At 57.9% G+C, this 19,892-nt stretch carries 17 protein-coding genes; 8 read left to right on the top strand and 9 right to left on the bottom strand.

The window, feature by feature from the left end:
• Nucleotides 1-23: 23 nt before the first annotated feature.
• From GRH90_RS18270 to glyQ, 5 genes are all read right to left on the bottom strand, one after another.
• The gene (locus GRH90_RS18270; RefSeq protein ID WP_162367390.1) at nucleotides 24-1,172 is read right to left on the bottom strand and encodes a mannitol-1-phosphate 5-dehydrogenase; all 1,149 of its coding nucleotides are present in this window, start codon (nucleotides 1,170-1,172) and stop codon (nucleotides 24-26) included.
• Nucleotides 1,173-1,257: 85 nt separating this feature from the next.
• A complete protein-coding gene (locus GRH90_RS18275; RefSeq protein WP_162367391.1) occupies nucleotides 1,258-3,180 on the bottom strand; it encodes a PTS mannitol transporter subunit IICBA in 1,923 nt (640 codons plus the stop codon).
• Between the two features lie 523 nt (nucleotides 3,181-3,703).
• Nucleotides 3,704-4,420 carry a DUF3053 domain-containing protein gene (locus tag GRH90_RS18280; protein WP_162367423.1) on the bottom strand — a complete coding sequence of 239 codons (717 nt, stop codon included), beginning with the start codon at nucleotides 4,418-4,420 and terminating at the stop codon, nucleotides 3,704-3,706.
• 293 nt (nucleotides 4,421-4,713) lie between these two features.
• Nucleotides 4,714-6,783 carry a glycine--tRNA ligase subunit beta gene (glyS, locus tag GRH90_RS18285; protein WP_162367392.1) on the bottom strand — a complete coding sequence of 690 codons (2,070 nt, stop codon included), beginning with the start codon at nucleotides 6,781-6,783 and terminating at the stop codon, nucleotides 4,714-4,716.
• 10 nt (nucleotides 6,784-6,793) lie between these two features.
• A complete protein-coding gene (gene glyQ / locus GRH90_RS18290; RefSeq protein WP_162367393.1) occupies nucleotides 6,794-7,708 on the bottom strand; it encodes a glycine--tRNA ligase subunit alpha in 915 nt (304 codons plus the stop codon).
• A 93-nt stretch (nucleotides 7,709-7,801) separates the two neighbouring features.
• On the opposite strand from glyQ, the gene GRH90_RS18295 reads away from it, so the two are divergent.
• From GRH90_RS18295 to GRH90_RS18325, 7 genes are all read left to right on the top strand, one after another.
• Entirely contained in the window at nucleotides 7,802-8,233 is a 432-nt protein-coding gene (locus GRH90_RS18295) for an N-acetyltransferase (protein ID WP_162367394.1), read from the top strand.
• A 115-nt stretch (nucleotides 8,234-8,348) separates the two neighbouring features.
• On the top strand, nucleotides 8,349-9,383 hold the full coding sequence (locus GRH90_RS18300) for a LacI family DNA-binding transcriptional regulator (RefSeq protein ID WP_162367395.1): 1,035 nt from the start codon (nucleotides 8,349-8,351) through the stop codon (nucleotides 9,381-9,383).
• A gap of 343 nt (nucleotides 9,384-9,726) precedes the next feature.
• Nucleotides 9,727-10,476 (top strand): sugar phosphate isomerase/epimerase family protein, encoded by a 750-nt coding sequence (locus GRH90_RS18305; RefSeq protein WP_162367396.1) that lies wholly within the window; start codon nucleotides 9,727-9,729, stop codon nucleotides 10,474-10,476.
• A 205-nt stretch (nucleotides 10,477-10,681) separates the two neighbouring features.
• Nucleotides 10,682-11,947, top strand: coding sequence for an MFS transporter (locus GRH90_RS18310; protein WP_162367397.1), 1,266 nt, complete (start codon nucleotides 10,682-10,684; stop codon nucleotides 11,945-11,947).
• A gap of 93 nt (nucleotides 11,948-12,040) precedes the next feature.
• Entirely contained in the window at nucleotides 12,041-13,015 is a 975-nt protein-coding gene (gene ghrB, locus GRH90_RS18315; protein ID WP_162367398.1) for a glyoxylate/hydroxypyruvate reductase GhrB, read from the top strand.
• A gap of 155 nt (nucleotides 13,016-13,170) precedes the next feature.
• On the top strand, nucleotides 13,171-14,169 hold the full coding sequence (locus GRH90_RS18320) for an AI-2E family transporter (protein WP_162367399.1): 999 nt from the start codon (nucleotides 13,171-13,173) through the stop codon (nucleotides 14,167-14,169).
• A complete protein-coding gene (locus GRH90_RS18325; RefSeq protein WP_162367400.1) occupies nucleotides 14,166-15,434 on the top strand; it encodes a valine--pyruvate transaminase in 1,269 nt (422 codons plus the stop codon). The genes GRH90_RS18320 and GRH90_RS18325 overlap by 4 nt, the downstream gene beginning before the upstream one ends.
• A gap of 157 nt (nucleotides 15,435-15,591) precedes the next feature.
• Here GRH90_RS18325 and ibpB read toward each other — a convergent pair whose 3' ends face one another.
• A complete protein-coding gene (gene ibpB, locus GRH90_RS18330) occupies nucleotides 15,592-16,056 on the bottom strand; it encodes a small heat shock chaperone IbpB (RefSeq protein WP_162367401.1) in 465 nt (154 codons plus the stop codon).
• A gap of 114 nt (nucleotides 16,057-16,170) precedes the next feature.
• Nucleotides 16,171-16,584 carry a small heat shock chaperone IbpA gene (ibpA, locus tag GRH90_RS18335; RefSeq protein ID WP_162367402.1) on the bottom strand — a complete coding sequence of 138 codons (414 nt, stop codon included), beginning with the start codon at nucleotides 16,582-16,584 and terminating at the stop codon, nucleotides 16,171-16,173.
• Nucleotides 16,585-16,878: 294 nt separating this feature from the next.
• On the opposite strand from ibpA, the gene GRH90_RS18340 reads away from it, so the two are divergent.
• Nucleotides 16,879-17,226 (top strand): YceK/YidQ family lipoprotein, encoded by a 348-nt coding sequence (locus tag GRH90_RS18340; RefSeq protein WP_162367403.1) that lies wholly within the window; start codon nucleotides 16,879-16,881, stop codon nucleotides 17,224-17,226.
• A 74-nt stretch (nucleotides 17,227-17,300) separates the two neighbouring features.
• Here GRH90_RS18340 and GRH90_RS18345 read toward each other — a convergent pair whose 3' ends face one another.
• Together GRH90_RS18345 and GRH90_RS18350 are read right to left on the bottom strand one after the other, a co-directional pair.
• Entirely contained in the window at nucleotides 17,301-18,308 is a 1,008-nt protein-coding gene (locus GRH90_RS18345) for a LacI family DNA-binding transcriptional regulator (protein ID WP_162367404.1), read from the bottom strand.
• Between the two features lie 230 nt (nucleotides 18,309-18,538).
• Entirely contained in the window at nucleotides 18,539-19,888 is a 1,350-nt protein-coding gene (locus tag GRH90_RS18350) for an MFS transporter (protein ID WP_162367405.1), read from the bottom strand.
• Nucleotides 19,889-19,892 lie beyond the last annotated feature (4 nt).

Genomic DNA, 19,892 nt, shown 5'->3' on the forward strand with positions numbered 1-19,892 from the left:
GCCCTGCCGCCGGGTATTTATCATTATTGCATGGCGTTATAAATATCCACCACCTGCGCTACCACCTCGCTGTCTTCCTCAAGACCGGAGACCTGCGCCAGCGCAGCCCCGGGTCCGGATTTTTCCAGCAATGCCGCCCACTCCTGCGCCTGGGGATCCTGCTCGCTATGGTAATGCATGGCGGCGGCAATGCCCTTGAGCAGGTTGTCGTGACGCAGGCCGTACTCCATGGTGCCGCGCAGCGGCTTGATCAAGCGGTCGCCGGCGCTGAGCTTACGCAGCGGCTGGCGGCCGACGCGTTCCACGTCGTCATGCAGATAGGGGTTCTCAAAACGCTGCAGGATCTTGTTGATATAGGCGGCATGTTTCGGCGCCTCGAAACCGTAACGGTTAATCAACACCGCGCCGCTCTCTTCCATGGCGCCTTTGACCACCTGGCGAATGGCCGGGTCTAGAATCGCGTCGCGGATGGTCTTATGCCCGGCATGCTGGCCCAGGTAGGCGGTGATGGCATGGCCGGTATTGAGCGTAAACAGCTTACGCTCGACAAACGCCATCAGGTTATCGGTCAGCTCCATGCCGGCTATGGCCGGCGGCTCGCCGACGAACTGGGTCTTGTCCACAATCCATTCGCTGAAGGTTTCCACCGTCACCGCCAGGGGATCCAGAGTGCCGGTTGCCGCCGGAGGCACGATGCGATCCACCGCCGAGTCGACAAAACCGACGTGCTGCGCGACCCAGGCGTGATACTGCTCCGGCAGCGCGTTTAACACATGCTGTTTCAGCTGGCTGGTGCCGCGCACCATATTTTCACAGGCGATAATATTCAGCGGCCGGGTGTTGCCCACGTCATGGCGCGCGATCAAACCCTTGGCGACCGTGCCGGCGATACGCTCCAGGATCTGCGGGCCCACGGCTGTGGTGACCAAATCAACGCCGGCTATCAATGCCACCACCTCGCCACCGGTGCTGTTAACGGCGCTGACGCCGCTCACCTGCTCCACATGGGACTGCTCGCCCACCACATGGACTTCGTATTCGTGCCTGGCGTTCAAGGCGTCCAGCACACTTTGGTTGACGTCGGCAAACACCACTTCAACCTGGGCATCGGCCAATAACTTGCCGATAAATCCCCGTCCGATATTACCTGCTCCGAAATGTAATGCTTTCATAGATTTAACCTTGGATTCTCTTAGTTAAAAAGGGGCCAATGCAGGCCCCCTCTCAAATACAACCGTATCCATCGCCTGCGTCGACTTAGGCTGCCTTGCTGCCTTTGAGCAGCTCCAGCACTTCATCCACGTCGGTGGTATTGATCAAGCGTTGGATGACCGCATCGTCGTCCAGCGCATTGGTCAGGCTGGTGATCACCTGGATATGCTCGTTATTGCGCGCGGCAATACCAATCACCAGACGGGCAATATCGTCTTCTTCATCGCCAAAACGCACGCCCGCCGGATACTGGCAGAACACCACGCCGGTGCGCAATACCTTGTCCTTGGCCTCGATGGTGCCATGGGGTACCGCAATGGATTCACCCAGATAGGTGGACGTCAGCTTTTCACGATCCAGCATCGCTTCCACATATTCCGGCAGCACGTAGCCTCCTTTCACCAATTGTTCACCGGCAAAACGGATAGCCTGTTCCTTATGGTCGGCCTGCTGCCCGAGGAAGATGTTGGCCGCCGTCAGACGGAACAGGTTCTGCTCGCTGTCTTCAAAGCTGTCGTCCAGGGTGGTGATGACTTTATTCTGGTTGGTTTCGGTCTTCTGCACCGCAACCAGCCGCGCCACCAGGTCGGTATACAGCCCACTGTCCAGGAAATTGGTCAGCGAGATATGCTGCGCCTGTGGGGCGTGGCGCATGGCCCGCTCGGTCAGGTCGCGGTGGGTAATCACCAGATCCACGTCTTCCGGCAGGCTGTTAATGGCCGTATTGGTGACGCTGATATTGGACAGCCCCGCCTCTTTGACTTTTTTACGCAGTACCCCGGCGCCCATGGCGCTGGAACCCATACCGGCGTCACAAGCCACGATAATCTTGCGAACCGAGGCCAGGTCGCCGGTGGCGCCGGCGGTAACCGGCGCGGCCATGCCTTTGGACTGGGCTTTCATGTCTTTCACGCGGCGGGTGGCTTCTTCCAGGTCGTCGCCTTCCTTGACTTTCATGCTTTTCAGCAAAATCGACGCGATAACAAAGGACACGGCGAAGGCCGCGATCACGGCGGTAACATTGGCGAAATAGGAACCTTTAGGCGTCATGGCCAATACCGCCAGGATGGAGCCCGGGGAAGCCGGGGACACCAGGCCGCCGTGCAGCACGCTCAGCGTAAACACGCCGGTCATGCCGCCGAGGATAACCGCGATCAGCAGACGCGGGTTCATCAGCACGTAAGGGAAATAGATTTCGTGGATACCGCCCAGGAAATGGATGATGGCCGCGCCGCCGGCGGATTGCTTGGCATTGCCGCGACCGAAGATCATATAGGCAATCAGCACGCCCATGCCCGGACCCGGGTTGGCTTCAATCAGGAAGAAGATCGATTTGCCGGTGGCGGTAGCCTGCTGGATGCCCAACGGCGAGAAGATACCGTGGTTGATGGCGTTATTCAGGAACAGGATTTTTGCCGGTTCGACAAATATCGAGGCCAGGGGGAGCAAATCATGGCGCACCATCAGGTTAACGCCCGCCGCCAGGATATGGGACAGGATTTCAACCAGCGGCCCGATGGCCAGGAAGGCAATGATCGCCAGGATCATGCCGATGATGCCGGCGGAGAAGTTGTTGACCAACATCTCGAAGCCGCTCTTGATCTTGCCGTCCACCAAGCGGTCGAAACGTTTGATGGCCCAGCCGCCCAACGGACCGGCCAGCATTGCGCCGAGGAACATCGGCATGTCCGCCCCGGCAATCACGCCCATGGTGGTAATGGCGCCGACCACGCCGCCGCGTTCGCCGCCGGCCAGCCGTCCGCCGGTATAACCAATCAGCAACGGCAGCAGGTAGGTGATCATGGGGCCGACCAACTTAGCCAGGGTCGCGTTTGGCGTCCACCCGGTGGGGATAAACAGCGCGGTGATGATCCCCCAGGCAATAAAGGCGCCGATATTCGGCATCACCATATTGCTCAGGAAGCGGCCAAAATTTTGTACTCTGACCTTGATATCCGAAGAAGCCATAAAAAACACCCCTATTGATACGCGCCGGACAATAAGGGCGCGTGAAAATTGTTGCGACAGTGTTAAATTTTCTGTCGGCAGTTCTATAAGCAGCGGGACTCTACCACGCTACGTGACGAATGCGTACTGAGTGGAGAAATTGTGATAAACATCACCATTGCACCCCCTATTTAGCCCCTATATAGGTGATATTAATCACAAATTTCTTATGAAAAAAAACCACAATTATAACTTTAGGAGACTAACGGCGACTAAATTGTGATGTAGATCACCATAAGCTGTCGGGTATTTGTTTGATAAATGTGATTTGTATCACAAATTATTTATCATCACGCCCGGCTAGTGGGGATACGCGCGGCTTACCGGTTGATTTACCCGGTAAACTGCGGGATTGGTCGGCAAAAGCTGTAAGAAACTTACCACGACGTTGTAGGCCATTGCGCACTTCTCCCGCCGCCATTATCAGGAGAGTATGTTGCAAAAAGGTGACCCGGGGGCCACCTTGGCTAAAAACGCCCCGCGGTTAACGCAGGGCGGCGCCGGCGACGGTCTGCGCCTGTATCAACTGCTGGTGCTGGTTTTGCAGCCCGGCCATCAGCTCATTGTATTGCGTAGCCTGCAGACGGGTGGGAAACGCCACCGAGGTAGGGCCGTAGGTCACCTGGGTACCCTGCATATTGAGGAAATTACCCACCTGGATCAACGTTTCCGACAGCGTGGCGGCGCTGGTCACCACCGGCGTAACCTGCTGTGCCGGCTGAATCACCAGCTTGGTATAGGCCTGCTCATACACCGCCTTCAAATCGTCGGGCTGCTTCAGGGCGGCGCGGGCGTCATCCGCCTGTTTTTTCAGGCGTTCGATTTGCGGCTCCAGCAGGTTTAGGGCGCCCGCGGACTGCTGCAAATCCACCCGATGGGTAAGGTAATCCTGCGGCACCCGGATCTGGTTGACCTGATCAAGCACCGGCAGCAGGCTGGCATTCACCGCCTGGGTATATTGCTGGGTAAACATCAGCAGGATCTGGTAGTCGGCTACATAGGTGCCGAACTGCTTTTTCTGATCCTCGGAAAGCGTCGGCAGCCGCTCGCCGCCCGGCAGGATAGTGGTTTGCAAAAATGTGATAAACGCCTTGCGCTGCTCCGGCTCCTTGTCGCCGCAGGCGGTAATCTGCAGCGCCAGCATAAATAGTACTGGAATCATCAGCGCATAGCGAAACTGTGCAAGTCTGTCCCTTAACATCATGACCAATACTCCTTTGACGTTCTAAACAGATTAAGTCGGGTTGATATACGCCCTTCGTCGTTATGGGGTTAAGAGTAGTCCAAATTCTGAAAACATGAACGCCTAACGTCCTGATGTATAACGCTGGGTTAATAGGGATATGAGATGAACATGCGCGCAGGACTATTCTTCAACTCATTCCCCGTTTCCCAGATGATGAATTGCGTGGCCGGTATTGTAAACCGGCCAGCCTTGCCGGGGCCGGCTATCTACCCCAACAAGGCAGGCGGACCGGCCTTGCGCGCAACGGACTATTGCAACAGCGAAACATCCGCCACCCGCAAAAACAGCTTTTGCAGCTGATCGAGCAGCGTCAGGCGGTTAACCCGCACCTCGGCGTTGTCATCCATCACCATCACCTTATCGAAAAACGCGTCCACCGGCTCACGCAGGGTGGCCAGCTCCGCCAGCGCCTCTTGATAGCGGCCTGCGGCAAACAGCGGCTCGAGCTTATCGCGCAGCACCGTAAGATGGGTCGCCAGTTGGATTTCCACCGCGTCTTTCAGTACCGCGGCCCGCACGTCCTTGTTCAGGGTATCGGTGGCTTTTGCCAGGATATTGGATACGCGCTTGTTGGCGGCCGCCAGGGATGCCGCCGCGTCCAGGGTACGGAAATAGGTCACCGCCCGGACGCGGGCGTCAAAATCCGCCGGGCGGGTGGGCCTGCGCGCCAGCACCGCCTGGATGGTGTCGACGGCGTGGCCCTCTTCCTGATACCAGGCGCGGAAGCGGCCAAGCATAAAGTCGACCACGTCATCCGCCACCCGGGCATTGGTGAGCTTTTCACCGTACAAGCGCGCGGCTTCGCTCGCCAGGGCGGCCAAATCCAGCGGCAGGTTTTTCTCGACGATAATGCGCAGCACGCCGAGCGCGGCGCGCCTAAGCGCAAACGGGTCTTTATCGCCCTTAGGGTGCTGGCCGATGCCGAAAATACCGGCCAGGGTGTCCATCTTCTCGGCGATGGCCACGGCGCAAGAGACCGGCGTGGACGGCAGGGCGTCGCCGGAAAAACGCGGCTGGTACTGTTCTTTCAGCGCCAGCGCCACGTCTTCCGGCTCGCCATCGTGGCGGGCGTAGTGCATGCCCATCACGCCCTGGGTGTCGGTAAACTCAAACACCATATTGGTCACCAGGTCGCATTTGGACAGCAGCCCGGCGCGGGCGGAATGTTCCACGCTGGCGCCAATCTGGCCGGCGATAATGCCCGCCAGCGACTCGATGCGATCGCTTTTATCGCGCACGGTGCCCAACCGCTGCTGGAACAATACGGTATCCAGGCGCGGCAGCCGGTCTTCCAGGCGGGTTTTCAGGTCGGTGTTATAAAAGAATTCGGCGTCCGCCAGACGGGGGCGCACCACCTTCTCGTTACCGGAAATCACCTGCCGGGGATCTTTGGATTCGATATTAGAGACAAAAATAAAGTGCGGCAGCAGCTTGCCTTGCGCGTCATATACCGGGAAGTATTTCTGATCGCCCTTCATGGTGTAGACCAGCGCCTCGGCCGGCACGGCAAGGAATTTTTCCTCAAACCGGGCGGTCAGCACCACCGGCCATTCCACCAGCGAGGCCACTTCCTCCAGCAGGCTGTCGGTCAAATCGGCGATACCGCCGATATCCCGGGCCGCCGCTTCGGCGTCGCGCTTGATCTGCGCCTTGCGCAGTTCATAATCGGCCATCACCTTGCCGCGTTCCAGCAGCAGGGACGGGTATTGATCGGCATTATCCAGCGTCAGTTCGGCCTCGCCCATAAAACGGTGGCCGCGCACGGTGCGGCCGGAGTCGATCCCCAGCACCCGTCCCGGAATCAGTTCGTCGCCCAGTAGCATGGTGACGGTATGCACCGGCCGGATAAACTGCGTGTCGCTGTCGCCCCAGCGCATCATCCTGGGGATCGGCAGTTTTGCCAGCGCGGTGTTGACCATGCCGTGCAGCAGTTCCTGCGCGCGCTTGCCCTTAACCGACGCCCGGTAGAGCAGCCATTCGCCCTTGTCGGTGGTAAGGCGTTCCGCCTGTTCGACGGCGATGCCGCAGCCGCGCGCCCAGCCGACGGCCGCCTTGGTGGGCTGGCCGTCGGCGTCAAACGCCTGGCTTATGGCGGGACCGCGTTTTTCAATTTCGCTGTCGGCCTGGGAAACGCCAAGGTTAGATACCTTCAGCGCCAGGCGGCGGGGCGAGGCGAACCATTTTATCTCGCCGTGGGGCAGGTGGGCGCCGTCAAGTTCGGCGCCGAACAAGGTGGCAAAAGACTGCGCCAGCTGGCGAAGCGCCTTGGGCGGCAGCTCTTCCGTGCCGATTTCCACCAGGAAAGTGTGTTGCGTCATGGCCGGCCTCTTATTTCTCGTTCTTTTTGCACATCGGAAAACCCAGGGCTTCCCGGGAAGCGTAATAAGCCTCGGCGACCGCCTTGGTCAGGGTGCGAATCCGCAGGATATAACGCTGACGTTCGGTAACCGATATGGCCTTGCGGGCATCCAATAAGTTAAAACTGTGCGCCGCCTTGAGAATACGTTCATAAGCGGGCAGCGGCAGGGGGTTTTCCAGCGCCAGCAGCTTTTGCGCTTCTTTTTCGTACTGGTCGAAACAGACAAACAGGAAATCGACGTCGGCGTATTCGAAGTTATAGGTGGACTGCTCCACTTCATTTTGATGGAACACGTCGCCGTAGGTGGTCTTGCCCAGGGGGCCGTCGCTCCAGGTCAGGTCATAGACGCTGTCCACGCCCTGCAGGTACATGGCCAGCCGCTCCAGGCCGTAGGTGATTTCGCCGGTCACCGGACGGCACTCCAGCCCGCCCACCTGCTGGAAGTAGGTAAACTGCGTGACTTCCATGCCGTTGAGCCACACTTCCCAGCCGAGGCCCCAGGCGCCGAGCGTCGGGTTTTCCCAGTTGTCCTCGACAAAACGGATATCGTTAATGGTCGGATCCAGCCCGACTTCTTTCAGCGAGCCGAGATATAATTCCTGGATATTGTCCGGCGAGGGCTTGATGATGACCTGAAACTGGTAATAGTGCTGCAGGCGGTTGGGGTTTTCGCCATAACGGCCGTCGGTGGGACGACGCGACGGCTGTACGTAGGCGGCGGCAATCGGCTCCGGTCCCAGCGCCCGCAGGCAGGTCATGGGATGGGAGGTGCCTGCGCCGACTTCCATATCCAGCGGTTGGACAATGGTACAGCCTTGCCGCGCCCAGTAGTCCTGTAAGGTCAGGATCAGGCCCTGAAAGGTCTTGGGATCAAACTTTTGCATGTTGAATTCGCACGCGATAAAAGTGGATTTATTAAGAATGCGCCAGTATACCCTCTGGCGGTAAGATATACAGCCCAATTAAGGAGTAAGGCGATGATCCGGCCGTTACGACCCGGCGATATGCCCGTACTGCTGGCGCTGTGGCTGGAGAGCACCACCCGCGCCCATCCGTTTATCCGCGCCGGTTACTGGCGGGAAAGCCTGCCGTTGGTGCGCGACGAGTACCTGCCGCGCGCCCAAAGCTGGGTGGATGAGCGCGATGGCGTCATCACCGGATTTATCAGCGTGATGATGGCGCAGTTTGTCGGCGCGATTTTTGTCGCCCCCCGCTACCATCGCCAGGGCATCGGGCAGGCGCTGATGGCGCGGGTAAAGCAGCGTTATCCGGTATTGACGCTTGAGGTCTATCAGTTGAACCGTGCCGCGTGCGATTTTTATTACCGCCAGGATTTCCGGGAAATCGGCAAAGCGTTTAATGACGATACCGGCCATATGCTGCTCACCCTGCAATGGCGCGCCGGTTGAAAGCGGTTGTTACCCACGGGGGAAACGTTATGCTAACGGTAAGCCGCCCGTTGCCCACCGGGCGCGCGAATTCCATCCGCGGATGCGCGTCAGTTTATATCAGGAGAAATAAGCCTTGAGCCAGCAAAAGGGATCCTACGCCTCGGGACGCGCCACCATCAGCGATGTCGCTAAAGCCGCCAACAGCGGCAAGACCAGCGTATCGCGTTATTTAAACGGCGAACTCAACCTGCTTTCCGACGATCTGAAGGCGCGCATAGAAGCGGCCATCGTGCAGCTCAACTATCGCCCCAGCCAGATGGCCCGTAGCCTGAAGGGGGGACAGACGCGGCTGATCGGCCTGATTCTCGCCGATATCACCAATCCCTACTCCGTGGACGTGATGCGCGGCGTCGAGGCCGCATGCCGCCAGCACGGATTTACCCTGCTGGTGTGCAACACCAATAATGAAGTGAACCAGGAACGGCATTATCTCCAGTTACTGAACGGCTACCAGGTGGAGGGCATCGTGGTTAACGCGGTGGGCATGCATGAGGACGCGCTCGGCATGCTGCAGCAGTCGTTGCTGCCGATGGTGCTGATTGACCGCAAGATCCCCGATTTCGCCTGCGACATGGTGGGCCTGGATAACCGCGAGGCGGCGACCCGCGCCACCGGGCACCTGATCGAGCAGGGATTTGAAGCCATTATGTTCCTCAGCGAGCCGCTGGGCACGGTCAATACCCGCATCGAACGCTTACAGGCGTTCCGCGCCTTCCTGGCGGCCTATCCGGATCTGGCGGCGGAAGAGGCGGAATGCGCGCTGAGCGATACCGACGCCCTGGCCGCCATCATCCAGGACTTCAATCGGCGCCACCGCGGCATGCGCAAGGCCATCCTGTCGGCCAACGGCGCACTGACGCTGCAAATCGCCCGCACCCTGCGGCGCCAGGGCCTGCACTGGGGCAGCGATATCGGCCTGCTAGGCTTTGACGAACTGGAATGGGCGGAGCTGGCGGGCGTGGGCATCACCACGTTCAAACAACCCACCTATCAAATCGGCTACGCCGCGCTGGAGCAGTTGTTAAAACGCATCCAGGGCGCCGATGAGCCGGTGAGCGAACAGGCGTTCAGCGGCGAGCTGATCGTGCGGGGGTCTACCACCCGGTGAAAATCATGATTTGGCGGCGCTGATGGCTAAATCAGCGTAACCGGGGATTTTATCTGCCTAACGCAAAAATCGATTGATTTTTATAACTTATCTACCGCTGGGCCAGGCCGAGCGGCTATAGGATATATACCACGTGAATTACCCCCTTGTTTATGGCATACATGCCATAGATTCAATCAATCCCTCCCCGCGCTTTGCGAAAACAGGTTATCCCCTCAGGATTCCCACGGATTTAAATTAGTGACGTCGATCATAAATCCGACACAACGCACTTCTCAATGGAACCGGTACCATCTACCGTAAATCCATAACCGCGCAAAACGTATCCGCCGGGGAGCCTGAGATGAAACATGAGGTGTTTGTAGTCACCGCCGCGTACGGCAACGATAACGTTCTTGCCATGGGCGGGCAGGGCGAGCTGCTGCCGATTATCGCCCAGGCAGGCGCCTGCGGGGTGGAAATACGCCGTGAGCTGCTCACGGAAACCGAATTAACGCGCCTGCCGGAGCTGGCGCGGGCAATCGCCGGCCTGGGGTTGCGCGGCATTTATTCCGCGCCGGAGGCCCTGTTTGCCCCCGACGGCGCGCCGAACCCGCTGTTGCCGCAGCTGTTTGCCGAAGCGCGCCAGCTTGGCGCCGAACGGCTAAAATTGTCCTTAGGCCATTATTCTCCCACCGCTGATATCGACTCGCTGAACGCCTTGCTGGCAGCCCAGCCGGTGCGGTTAATGGTGGAAAACGACCAGACCGAATGCGGCGCGCTCGCTCCCATAAGCGCTTTTTTGCGCCGGGCGCGGGACGCACGGCTGCCGGTCGGCATGACGTTTGATATGGGCAACTGGCGTTGGGTGGATGAAGATCCACAGGCGGCTGCGGCGGCGCTGTCCGCGTTTGTCAGCTATATCCATGTCAAGGTTGCGGCCCCGGCGGATAAGGGCTGGCGCGCCGCGCCACCGGAAAACGATGCCCAGGATTGGCGGCGGCTGCTGGCCGGCCTGCCGGACGACGCGCCGCGCGCTATCGAGTTTCCGCTAGAAGGGGACGACCTGGCGGCGATAACCCGCCGTTATGTCGCGTTATTGCGGATGCCATGACGCACGGCGAGGCCGTGTAGCGATGGGGAAGATGTTCCCGGGGCCTCACTGGAACCGATACCAAAACCCTATACAGCCAGTCTATGCGACGGCGAATGACCACGCCGGAAGAATAATAACGACATTTTAGCATCCGCCCCTACCCCAACTTCCGGCGGTTGGGCAGCAGCACGAATAGCAGCACTATCAATGAAGGAATACGTCTATGAGCTTAGCCAAATTAGCACCAAAGCGTTGGTGGTATATTATGCCGATTGTATTTATCAGCTACAGTCTGGCATACCTCGACCGGGCCAACTTCAGTTTCGCCTCCGCCGCCGGTATTAATGACGATTTGGGTATTACCAAAGGGGTGTCATCCTTATTGGGCGCCTTGTTCTTTCTCGGTTATTTCTTTTTTCAAATCCCCGGCGCTATTTATGCCGAACGGCGCAGCGTCAAGACGCTGATTTTCTGGTGCCTGGTATTATGGGGCGGCTTCGCCGCGCTGACCGGCATCGTGAGCAATATTCCCATGCTAATGGCGATTCGTTTTGCGCTGGGCGTGGTGGAGGCGGCGGTCATGCCGGCGCTGCTGATTTATATCAGCAACTGGTTTACCAAAGCGGAACGCTCCAGGGCCAATACCTTCCTGATCCTCGGCAATCCGGTGACGGTATTATGGATGTCGGTCGTGTCGGGGTATTTAATCAATGCTTTCGGCTGGCGGGAAATGTTTATCTTCGAGGGTATCCCGGCGGTTATCTGGGCGTTTTGCTGGTGGATATTGGTAAATGATAAACCCGCCCAGGCGAAATGGCTGTCCGAAGATGAAAAACAGGCGTTGCAGCGGCAGTTGGCCAAGGAACAGGAAGGCATAAAAGCGGTGCATAATTACGCCGAGGCGTTCCGTTCGCGCAATGTGATTATCCTGTGCATCCAATATTTCGCCTGGAGCATCGGCGTGTATGGGTTTGTCTTGTGGCTGCCGTCCATTTTACGCAACGGTATGGAAATGGGCATGGTGCAGGCCGGCTGGTTATCCGCGGTGCCTTACCTGGCGGCTACCATTGCCATGATTGTCGTCTCCTGGGCGTCGGACAAGATGCAGAAACGGAAAATATTTGTCTGGCCGCTGCTGCTGATCGGCGCGCTGGCGTTTATTGGTTCCTATCTGCTAGGCGCCAACCATTTCTGGGGTTCGTATGCGTTGCTGGTGATTGCCGGCGCCGCGATGTACGCGCCCTACGGGCCATTCTTCGCCATAGTGCCGGAAATGCTGCCGCGCAACGTCGCCGGCGGAGCGATGGCGCTGATTAACAGCATGGGCGCCCTCGGCTCGTTCGTCGGCTCCTGGGTGGTCGGTTACCTTAACGGCGCCACCGGTTCGCCGTCGGCCTCTTATGTATTCATGGCGGTGGCGCTGCTGGTGTCGGTATGGCTGACATTGATCGTCAAGCCGGCGGAAAACGCGGTGCCGCGTACGGCGTAAACCCGGCGCCTGATGTTCCGCCCGCGGGCAAAAATGGTATGCTGCTTATAATTGATATATGCCATATGACATTGCCTACCAACGGAGATGATGATGAAACCTGCCGTAGTATTGTACAAGCGGTTGCCCGACAACCTGCGTGAGCGTTTGGATGAGCATTTTGACGTTACCGAAATCGAAAGTTTGAGCGGGGAAAATGTCCGCAAGCACGCCGGTATATTGCAACAGGCGCAGGGTGCGATCGGCGCCGGCGGCAAATTTGATAAAGCACTGCTCGACGCGATGCCGGAACTTAAGGCCGCGTCGACCATTTCAGCCGGCTACGATCAGTTCGACGTTGATGAAATGAGCGCGCGCGGGATTGCGCTGATGCATACCCCCAACGCCCTGACGGAAACCGTGGCCGATCTCCTGATGGGACTGGTGCTGGCCACCGCGCGGCGCATGGTGGAATCGGTAGACAGGACCAAGGCGGGCGAGTGGCGCGCAAGCGTCGACAGCAGTTGGTTTGGCGTCGATGTGCACCATAAGACCCTAGGCGTGGTGGGCATGGGACGTATCGGCATGGCGCTGGCGCAGCGGGCGCGCCTGGGGTTCTCGATGCCGGTTTTGTACAACGCCCGTCATCAGCACGCCGAAGCGGAAAGCCGGTTTGACGCGGAGTATTGCGATCTGGATACCCTGCTGGCCAGGTCTGATTTTGTCTGTATCATCCTGCCGCTGACCGAAGCAACCCATCACCTGATCGGCCGCGAAAAGTTGGCAAAAATGAAACCCGGCGCCATCCTAATCAACGCCGGACGCGGTCCGGTGGTGGATGAGGCGGCGCTTATAGAGGCATTGGAAAACCGCACCATCCGCGGCGCCGGCCTTGATGTCTACGAACAGGAGCCGCTGCCGGTGGATTCTCCGCTGCTGCGCCTGCCGAACGTCGTGGCCCTGCCGCATGTCGGCTCCGCCACGGATGAAACCCGCTACGAAATGGCCGCCACCGCGGTGGATAACCTGATCGCCGCCCTCACCGGCCGGGTGCGGGAAAATTGCGTTAATCCCCAGGTTATAAAATAATTATTGCCTTCACCGTCCTTGCCGATCGATACCCCGCCCTCCCGGGCGGGATAAGCGTATCATAGCTGTAAATTAAGCTTCGCCGGTATGCGCGAAGCTATGCTTTTTTTTGGTATGCGATAAAATGGAAACGAGCGGTATGGAAAGGAACAATAATGACCATTAGTCATACTCATATTAAAATCAGCACCTTTGTTATGATGCTGCTTTTTATCGCCATCATTATTCCCCTGCATTTATTTCCCTGCTTTGTCGCGGGGTTCCTGGCGTATGAAATTATCTTCGCCCTCACCCCCTGGTTTGAGAGGGTGATCGGTGGCCGGGCCAGGTGGGTGGTGGTCAGCATCATCGCCGCCGTGGTGGTGATCGTGATGACGCTTTCCATCGTCAGCCTGGTCAGTTTCCTTACCTCGAATATTCAGCGCGGCATCGATTTAACCGCCGAAACCAACCGCATTTTCTCCGGCGTTAAAAACCGCCTGCCCGATGTATTGCCCGCCTTCCTGCCGGATAGCGCGGAAGAGTTGAAAAACCAGGTGTTTGCCGTGGTGGAAAAAAACCTGATTACCATACGCAATATGGGGCGCAGCTTTTTACATGGCTTAATCACCATCCTGATCGGACTGATTATCGGCGCGATTATTTCGCTCAATAAGCCCTCGGGGCGTACCACTTATTTCCGCGAGCAGATGCTGCAGCGCGTGCAGAATTTATCCAGCTCCTTTCGCAACATCGTGTTTGCCCAAATCAAGATATCGTTGGTCAATACCATACTGACCTCGATCCTGCTGCTGGTGATATTTCCGCTGTTCAAGGTGCATCTGCCCCTGTCCAAGACGCTGGTGGTGGCGACCTTTATCTTCGGGCTGCTGCCGATCATCGGCAACCTGATCTCCAATTTCCTGATGATTATCTCGGCGCTGTCGATCTCGCTGCCGGTGGCCGGCGTGGTGCTGGTCTACCTGATGATGATCCATAAGCTGGAGTATTTCCTCAACGCCGAGATTGTCGGCAACCGCATCCAGGCCAAATCCTGGGAGCTGCTGCTGGCGATGCTGGTATTTGAAGCGGCGTTCGGGCTGGAAGGGCTGGTTGCCGCGCCTATCTATTACGCCTACCTGAAGACCGAACTACGGGCCCTGGACCTGATATGACCTACTCGCTTTTCGGTAAAAAATTCACCCGTCATTCGGGCATCAGCCAGCTGATGGCCGATATGAACGACGGCCTGCGAAACCCCGAGGCCATTATGCTCGGCGGCGGCAATCCCGCCGCCATCCCGGAGATGGAGCGCTATTTCCAGACGCTGTGCCGGTCCATGCTTACCGACGGCACCCTGAACGAAGCGCTGTGCAACTACGACGGCCCGCAGGGCAAAAACGCGCTGCTGACCGCGCTGGCGGCCATGCTGCGCCAGGCGCTTGGCTGGCCGGTGACCGCGCGCAATATCGCGCTGACCAACGGCAGCCAAAGCGCTTTTTTTTACCTGTTCAACCTGTTTGCCGGACGCGGCGAGGACGGCGGCCTGCGGCGGGTGCTGTTCCCGCTGGCGCCGGAATACTTGGGATATGCCGACGCGGGGCTGGAGGACAAGATGTTTGTCGCCGCCAAGCCGACCATCGCCCAACTGCCCGACGGCCAGTTTAAGTATCACGTGGATTTCGAGCATCTGAAGGTCGGCGAGGATATCGGGCTGATTTGCGTATCCAGGCCCACCAACCCCACCGGCAATGTGATTACCGATCGGGAGCTGCTGCGCCTGGATACGCTGGCCCGTCAGCGCCGGATACCCTTGCTGATTGACAACGCCTACGGCCTGCCGTTTCCCGGCATTATCTTCGCCCCGGCCACGCCGTTGTGGAATCCTAATATTATCCTGTGCATGAGCCTGTCCAAGCTGGGCCTGCCGGGCGCGCGCTGCGGTATCGTGATTGCCAATGAAGAGATTATCGGCGCCATCAGCAATATGAACGGCATTATCAGCCTGGCGCCGGGCGGCCTTGGCCCGGCGCTGGCCACCGAGATGATTCGCCGCGGCGATTTGATGCGGCTGTCGCAAACGGTCATCCGGCCGTTTTATCAGCAGCGTGTACAACAGACCATCGCCACCCTGCGCCGCTACCTGCCGCCGGAGCGTTGCCTGATCCACACGCCTGAAGGGGCGATATTCCTCTGGCTGTGGTTCCAGAACCTGCCGATTACCACCGAGGCGCTGTACCAGCGGCTTAAACAGCGCGGCGTGCTGATGGTGCCGGGACATTATTTTTTCCCCGGGCTGGAAACCGACTGGCCGCACGCCCAGCAGTGCATGCGCATGAATTACGTGCCCGACGCCGGTAAAATCGAGCGCGGCATCGCCATTTTGGCGGAAGAGGTGGAGCGGGCATTTCGGGAAACGGCGGGCACGACCAGCCCGTAGTCCGGGCAAGCTGTCGCCAGGCGTAAATACGCGGCGTAGGCCGCCATAGGGAAAGGCCCGAAAAACGCGGGTAAAAAAAACCGCGGCAAGCATGGCCGCGGTTTTTTCATTTATAACGCCGCGCGGCTTTACCTCGCGGCACGATCAACGCCGTTTTTTATTGCTGGCCGGCGACCGGCGCTTCAGTCTGGTGCTCCAGCGCCTGCGGTTGGGCGTCGCCGATGGCGATACGCCTGGGCTGCAGGGAATCCGGCACATGACGCTCCAGCGCGATATGCAGCAACCCATTAACGAATTCCGCCTGCGTCACCGACATATGTTCCGCCAGGGTGAAGCTCAGCGAGAATTCTTTGCACACCAGGCCCTGGTGCAGGTATTCAACCTGGCGTTCGGATGGGGTGGGTTTACCGGCAATGTTCAGGTGCGGGCCTTCCACCTCAATCATTAACCCTTCTTGTTTAAAACCCGCCAACGCCAGGGTAATGCGATAATGGTTATCATCGCTTTTTTCAATATTATACGGCGGGAAGCTGAATGCCTCCTGATTGCCTTGCATGGTGCTGGCTAATTTATCAAAACCGATCCACTGGCGCAGCAGTGGTGATAGATCGTAGTTACGCATGATATTAACTCCTTCAATGAAGCGAGATTATTTTCTCCAGCCTGTGGCTGGGTTAGCCCCCGGTTACGGCGGGCGGATGTTATTACATTATCGCGGCGGCCGACCGCAATCGGTTTAATTGATTTCAATACGCCTGGGCTTCAGGGTTTCCGGCACAACACGTTCTAAATCAATATAGAGCAGACCGTTTTCCAGGTTGGCGCCTTTAATTTGGATATGCTCGGCCAGTTGGAATTTGCGCTCGAAATTGCGCTCGGCGATGCCCTGGTATAAATAATTCCGCTCGGCGGGTTCCTGCGCGTGGGCGCCTTTTACCGTCAATAAATTATCATGGGCGATAATATCCAGCTCATGTTCGGCAAACCCGGCGACGGCGATGGCAATGCGGTATTGGTTTTCATTTACCAATTCAACATTGTAGGGGGGATAACCACCGTTACCCTGGCTTTGTCCCGATTCCAGCAAATTTACCAGCCGGTCAAAACCAATGGCGGAACGGTATAGGGGTGACAGATCAAAATTACGCATAAAACAGCCTCCAACATTCAGCGAGGTAACGAACAACCTTCCGGATGGACAGGTCACTGGCCTAAATACCCTTGCGGCGTACTTATTGTTTGGCCACATAAACAAAGTGGAGACGGCGTGAGGTTTTTCAAGCGCAGATAAGAAAAAAAACTCTGTCGTTGAGCTAAAACTGCAAATGGCCGGCGAATTATCCATTACACTGATAGCGGCGACAGGAGATATTCATTTTATATGGATACCGGGCGGGATGCTTAGCGTTAGTAAAATAACAAACCTAATGGAAGTATAGGAATCATGTTAAAGAAAACATTTTTCATTCTGACAACAGGCTGCGCCTTGATGGCCAGCAATGGATGTTCGAGCGTGATGAGCCATACCGGGCCCAACCAGGGCTATTACCCCGGTACCCGCGCCAGTTTGAAAGTGATCCAGGACCAGGACACCAGCTGGGCCATGGTGCCGCTGGCGGCCCTCGATCTGCCGTTCTCCGCCGTGCTCGATACCCTGCTGCTGCCCTATGATTACCTGCGCAAGGACAGCGACAAATCGCTCGAGTCCCCACGTGAACGCATGCTGCACGGGGGCGCCAACAGCCCCAGCGGTTCGCACCATAAAAATAAGGCCGACAGCCATACCCGATAACCAGCCCCGCGGCGTTGGCGATGCCAGGCAAGCCCAAGTCTGTCCGGCCGGTTCACATCCCGGCGGGCCAACCGTCAGACCGCCGCCCGCCGGCGATGGGTCAGCGTCATGGGGATCACCGACTTGCCCGGCGACGTTTCACCTTCCATACCCAGCGTCATCGCCTGGAAAGCATGCTCAACCCAGGCGTCCTCGTCCTGGCGCATCGACCAGGTATTATTCGGCAAAAAACCCAGCATGGGATGCTCATCGAAGGTGCCGATATTCATCTCGACGGGAATATAACCATAGCGTTCACGCAGCACGTTCAGCGCCCCTTCGAGCACCGGTAGCGACGAGGCGATAAAAGCCGGCGGCGCATCCTGGTGCAGTTCAAAAAAACGCTGCATCAGCAGTTGGCCGTCTTCGCGCCGGTTATGCCGGGCGGTCAGCACCCAGGCGCTGTTTTCGCTGATGCCATGTCCGGCCAATACGTCGGTAAATCCCTGTAGACGCTGCCTTATGGTCGGCTGCTGGATATCGCCGGCCATAAAAAACAGCGGCAGTTTACCGGCGTCGATCATCGCGGTGGTCAACGCCGCGCTGCCGTTGACGTTGTCGCTGACCACCAGCGCCACCTCGCTATCGCTGAAATCGCGATCGAGAAATACCAAAGGCTTGGTAAAACGCTTAAGATGATGATTTTGCGCCTGCAGCGACGAGGGCACCACGAACAACCCGTCGACATTGCGTTGCTGCATGGTCTCCACCAGGGTGTTTTCGCGTTCGGTATCGCTATAGGTGCAGCTGGTGGTCAGTTGGTATCCCGCCTCGCGGCAGCGGATTTCCAGCTTTTCCGCCAGGGTGGAGAAAAACAGGTTGGATAATCGGGGGATGATAAGGCCCAGGGTATCCGTTTTGTTCAGCTTCAGGCTGCGGGCGGCGTGGTTGATGGTATAACCGTATTCGGCGACATAGCTGTCTATCTTGCTTTGCGTTTTGGCGCTGATTCGATATTGCCCCGCTTTGCCATTAAGCACCAGGCGAACGGTGGTGATTGAAATACCCAGCGCTTTGGCAATCTGCTCTACGGTCTTGGCCATTTTGTCAAAAAGTCCTGTTATCAAAAACCTGTCCAGATAATGCAGTATAACGGACTGGCTAACTCGAATCAGCGAGTAATTACGCTTAAAACATAACGGAATGTTCAACCAGGGCGTTTTTTTCATCGGATCGGCGCTGGGCGGCGCGTTGACCGGGCGCCGGGGAAAACAAAACGGAGAAAACAGCGGCGAGGGTATGGCGGGCCGGATATCCACGGCCCGCCATGGGATCAATGGTCTAGGGTCAGGTCGCGACGAGAGGTTTCCGGCGCGCGCCAGGCGGCGTAGGCGGCCACCAGGGCGGCGATCACCACATAGGTCGCCACGTACGACCAATCGTCATGATCCAGCGCGGTCAGCCCCTTGGCGATAAAGGGTGTAAATCCGCCCGCCACGATCGCCCCTAGCTGGGCGCCGATGGAGGCGCCGCTGTAGCGCACCTTGGGGCCGAACAGTTCGGTAAAAAACGCCGGTTGCACCGCGTTAATCGAGTTGTGGGCAATATTAATCAGCAGGATATACCCTAACACCATCAGCACGAACGAGCCGCTTTCCAGTAACCAGAAAAACGGAAACGCCATGGCGGCCGCGCACAGCGCGCCAAAGATATAGATAGGTCGGCGACCGACCTTATCGGACAGCATGCCGAAGAACGCATGCATCGGAAACGCCAGCACGCAGGTGGTCATCACCACGTTCAGCATGGTCTGCTTATTCACGCCCAGCTGCGAGGTGGCGTAGGAGACGGCAAATACCGTAGCCATAAAGAACGGCACGCTTTCGGCAAATCGCAATACCATGATCAGCAGGATGCTGCGCCATTGGTGGCGAACGACTTCCACCACCGGGCTGCTGGCCTTTTCGCCGGGCTCGGTGGTGGGGTTCAGCTGTTCCCGCTGCTGTACCGCTTTAAACACCGGCGTTTCATCCAGGCGCCGCCGCATATACAGGCCGACCAGCACCAGCGCAAAACTCAGCATAAACGGAATGCGCCAGCCCCACGACATCAGCTGATCTTCCGGCAGCAAGGTGATTAACGCAAAGATACCGGTGGCCAGCAGCTGGCCGGAAAAACCGCCGGTTTGCGGAATCGCGCCCAGCAGGCCGCGCCGGTTAGCCGGGGCGCTTTCCACCACCATCAGCATCGCGCCGCCCCACTCGCCGCCCACTAGGAAGCCCTGGATAAAACGTAGCAACACCAGCAAGATGGGCGCCCATACGCCAATTTGCGCCCAGGTGGGCAGGCAGCCGATCAGGAAGGTCGCCACGCCCATGCCGCCGAGGGTGATCATCAGCGTGTATTTACGGCCCAGGGTATCGCCCATATGGCCGAAGAATATGCCGCCCAGCGGCCGGGCGATAAACCCGACGCCAAAGGTGGCGAACGAGGCCAGCATGGCCGCCAGCGGGCTGATGGTCGGGAAAAATATCTTGCCGAATACCAGGGCGCTGGCCAGCCCGTACAACAGGAAGTCATAAAATTCGATAGTATTGCCAATCCAACTGGAGATCACCACCCGGCGGATATTCGACCTGTCGAGCGCCTTCCGGTCTTGGGTTATATCAAGAGAAATAGACATGATG

Origin of the sequence: Acerihabitans arboris (genome assembly GCF_010131535.1) — a bacterium.
In the GTDB taxonomy this organism is placed as follows: domain Bacteria; phylum Pseudomonadota; class Gammaproteobacteria; order Enterobacterales; family Enterobacteriaceae; genus Acerihabitans; species Acerihabitans arboris.

Coding starts and splice junctions, on each gene's coding strand:
- GRH90_RS18270 (WP_162367390.1), bottom strand. CDS start 1,172: ATGAAAGCATTACATTTCGGAGCAGGTAATATCGGACGGGGATTTATC.
- GRH90_RS18275 (WP_162367391.1), bottom strand. CDS start 3,180: ATGGCTTCTTCGGATATCAAGGTCAGAGTACAAAATTTTGGCCGCTTC.
- GRH90_RS18280 (WP_162367423.1), bottom strand. CDS start 4,420: ATGTTAAGGGACAGACTTGCACAGTTTCGCTATGCGCTGATGATTCCA.
- glyS (WP_162367392.1), bottom strand. CDS start 6,783: ATGACGCAACACACTTTCCTGGTGGAAATCGGCACGGAAGAGCTGCCG.
- glyQ (WP_162367393.1), bottom strand. CDS start 7,708: ATGCAAAAGTTTGATCCCAAGACCTTTCAGGGCCTGATCCTGACCTTA.
- GRH90_RS18295 (WP_162367394.1), top strand. CDS start 7,802: ATGATCCGGCCGTTACGACCCGGCGATATGCCCGTACTGCTGGCGCTG.
- GRH90_RS18305 (WP_162367396.1), top strand. CDS start 9,727: ATGAAACATGAGGTGTTTGTAGTCACCGCCGCGTACGGCAACGATAAC.
- GRH90_RS18310 (WP_162367397.1), top strand. CDS start 10,682: ATGAGCTTAGCCAAATTAGCACCAAAGCGTTGGTGGTATATTATGCCG.
- ghrB (WP_162367398.1), top strand. CDS start 12,041: ATGAAACCTGCCGTAGTATTGTACAAGCGGTTGCCCGACAACCTGCGT.
- GRH90_RS18320 (WP_162367399.1), top strand. CDS start 13,171: ATGACCATTAGTCATACTCATATTAAAATCAGCACCTTTGTTATGATG.
- GRH90_RS18325 (WP_162367400.1), top strand. CDS start 14,166: ATGACCTACTCGCTTTTCGGTAAAAAATTCACCCGTCATTCGGGCATC.
- ibpB (WP_162367401.1), bottom strand. CDS start 16,056: ATGCGTAACTACGATCTATCACCACTGCTGCGCCAGTGGATCGGTTTT.
- ibpA (WP_162367402.1), bottom strand. CDS start 16,584: ATGCGTAATTTTGATCTGTCACCCCTATACCGTTCCGCCATTGGTTTT.
- GRH90_RS18340 (WP_162367403.1), top strand. CDS start 16,879: ATGTTAAAGAAAACATTTTTCATTCTGACAACAGGCTGCGCCTTGATG.
- GRH90_RS18345 (WP_162367404.1), bottom strand. CDS start 18,308: ATGGCCAAGACCGTAGAGCAGATTGCCAAAGCGCTGGGTATTTCAATC.
- GRH90_RS18350 (WP_162367405.1), bottom strand. CDS start 19,888: ATGTCTATTTCTCTTGATATAACCCAAGACCGGAAGGCGCTCGACAGG.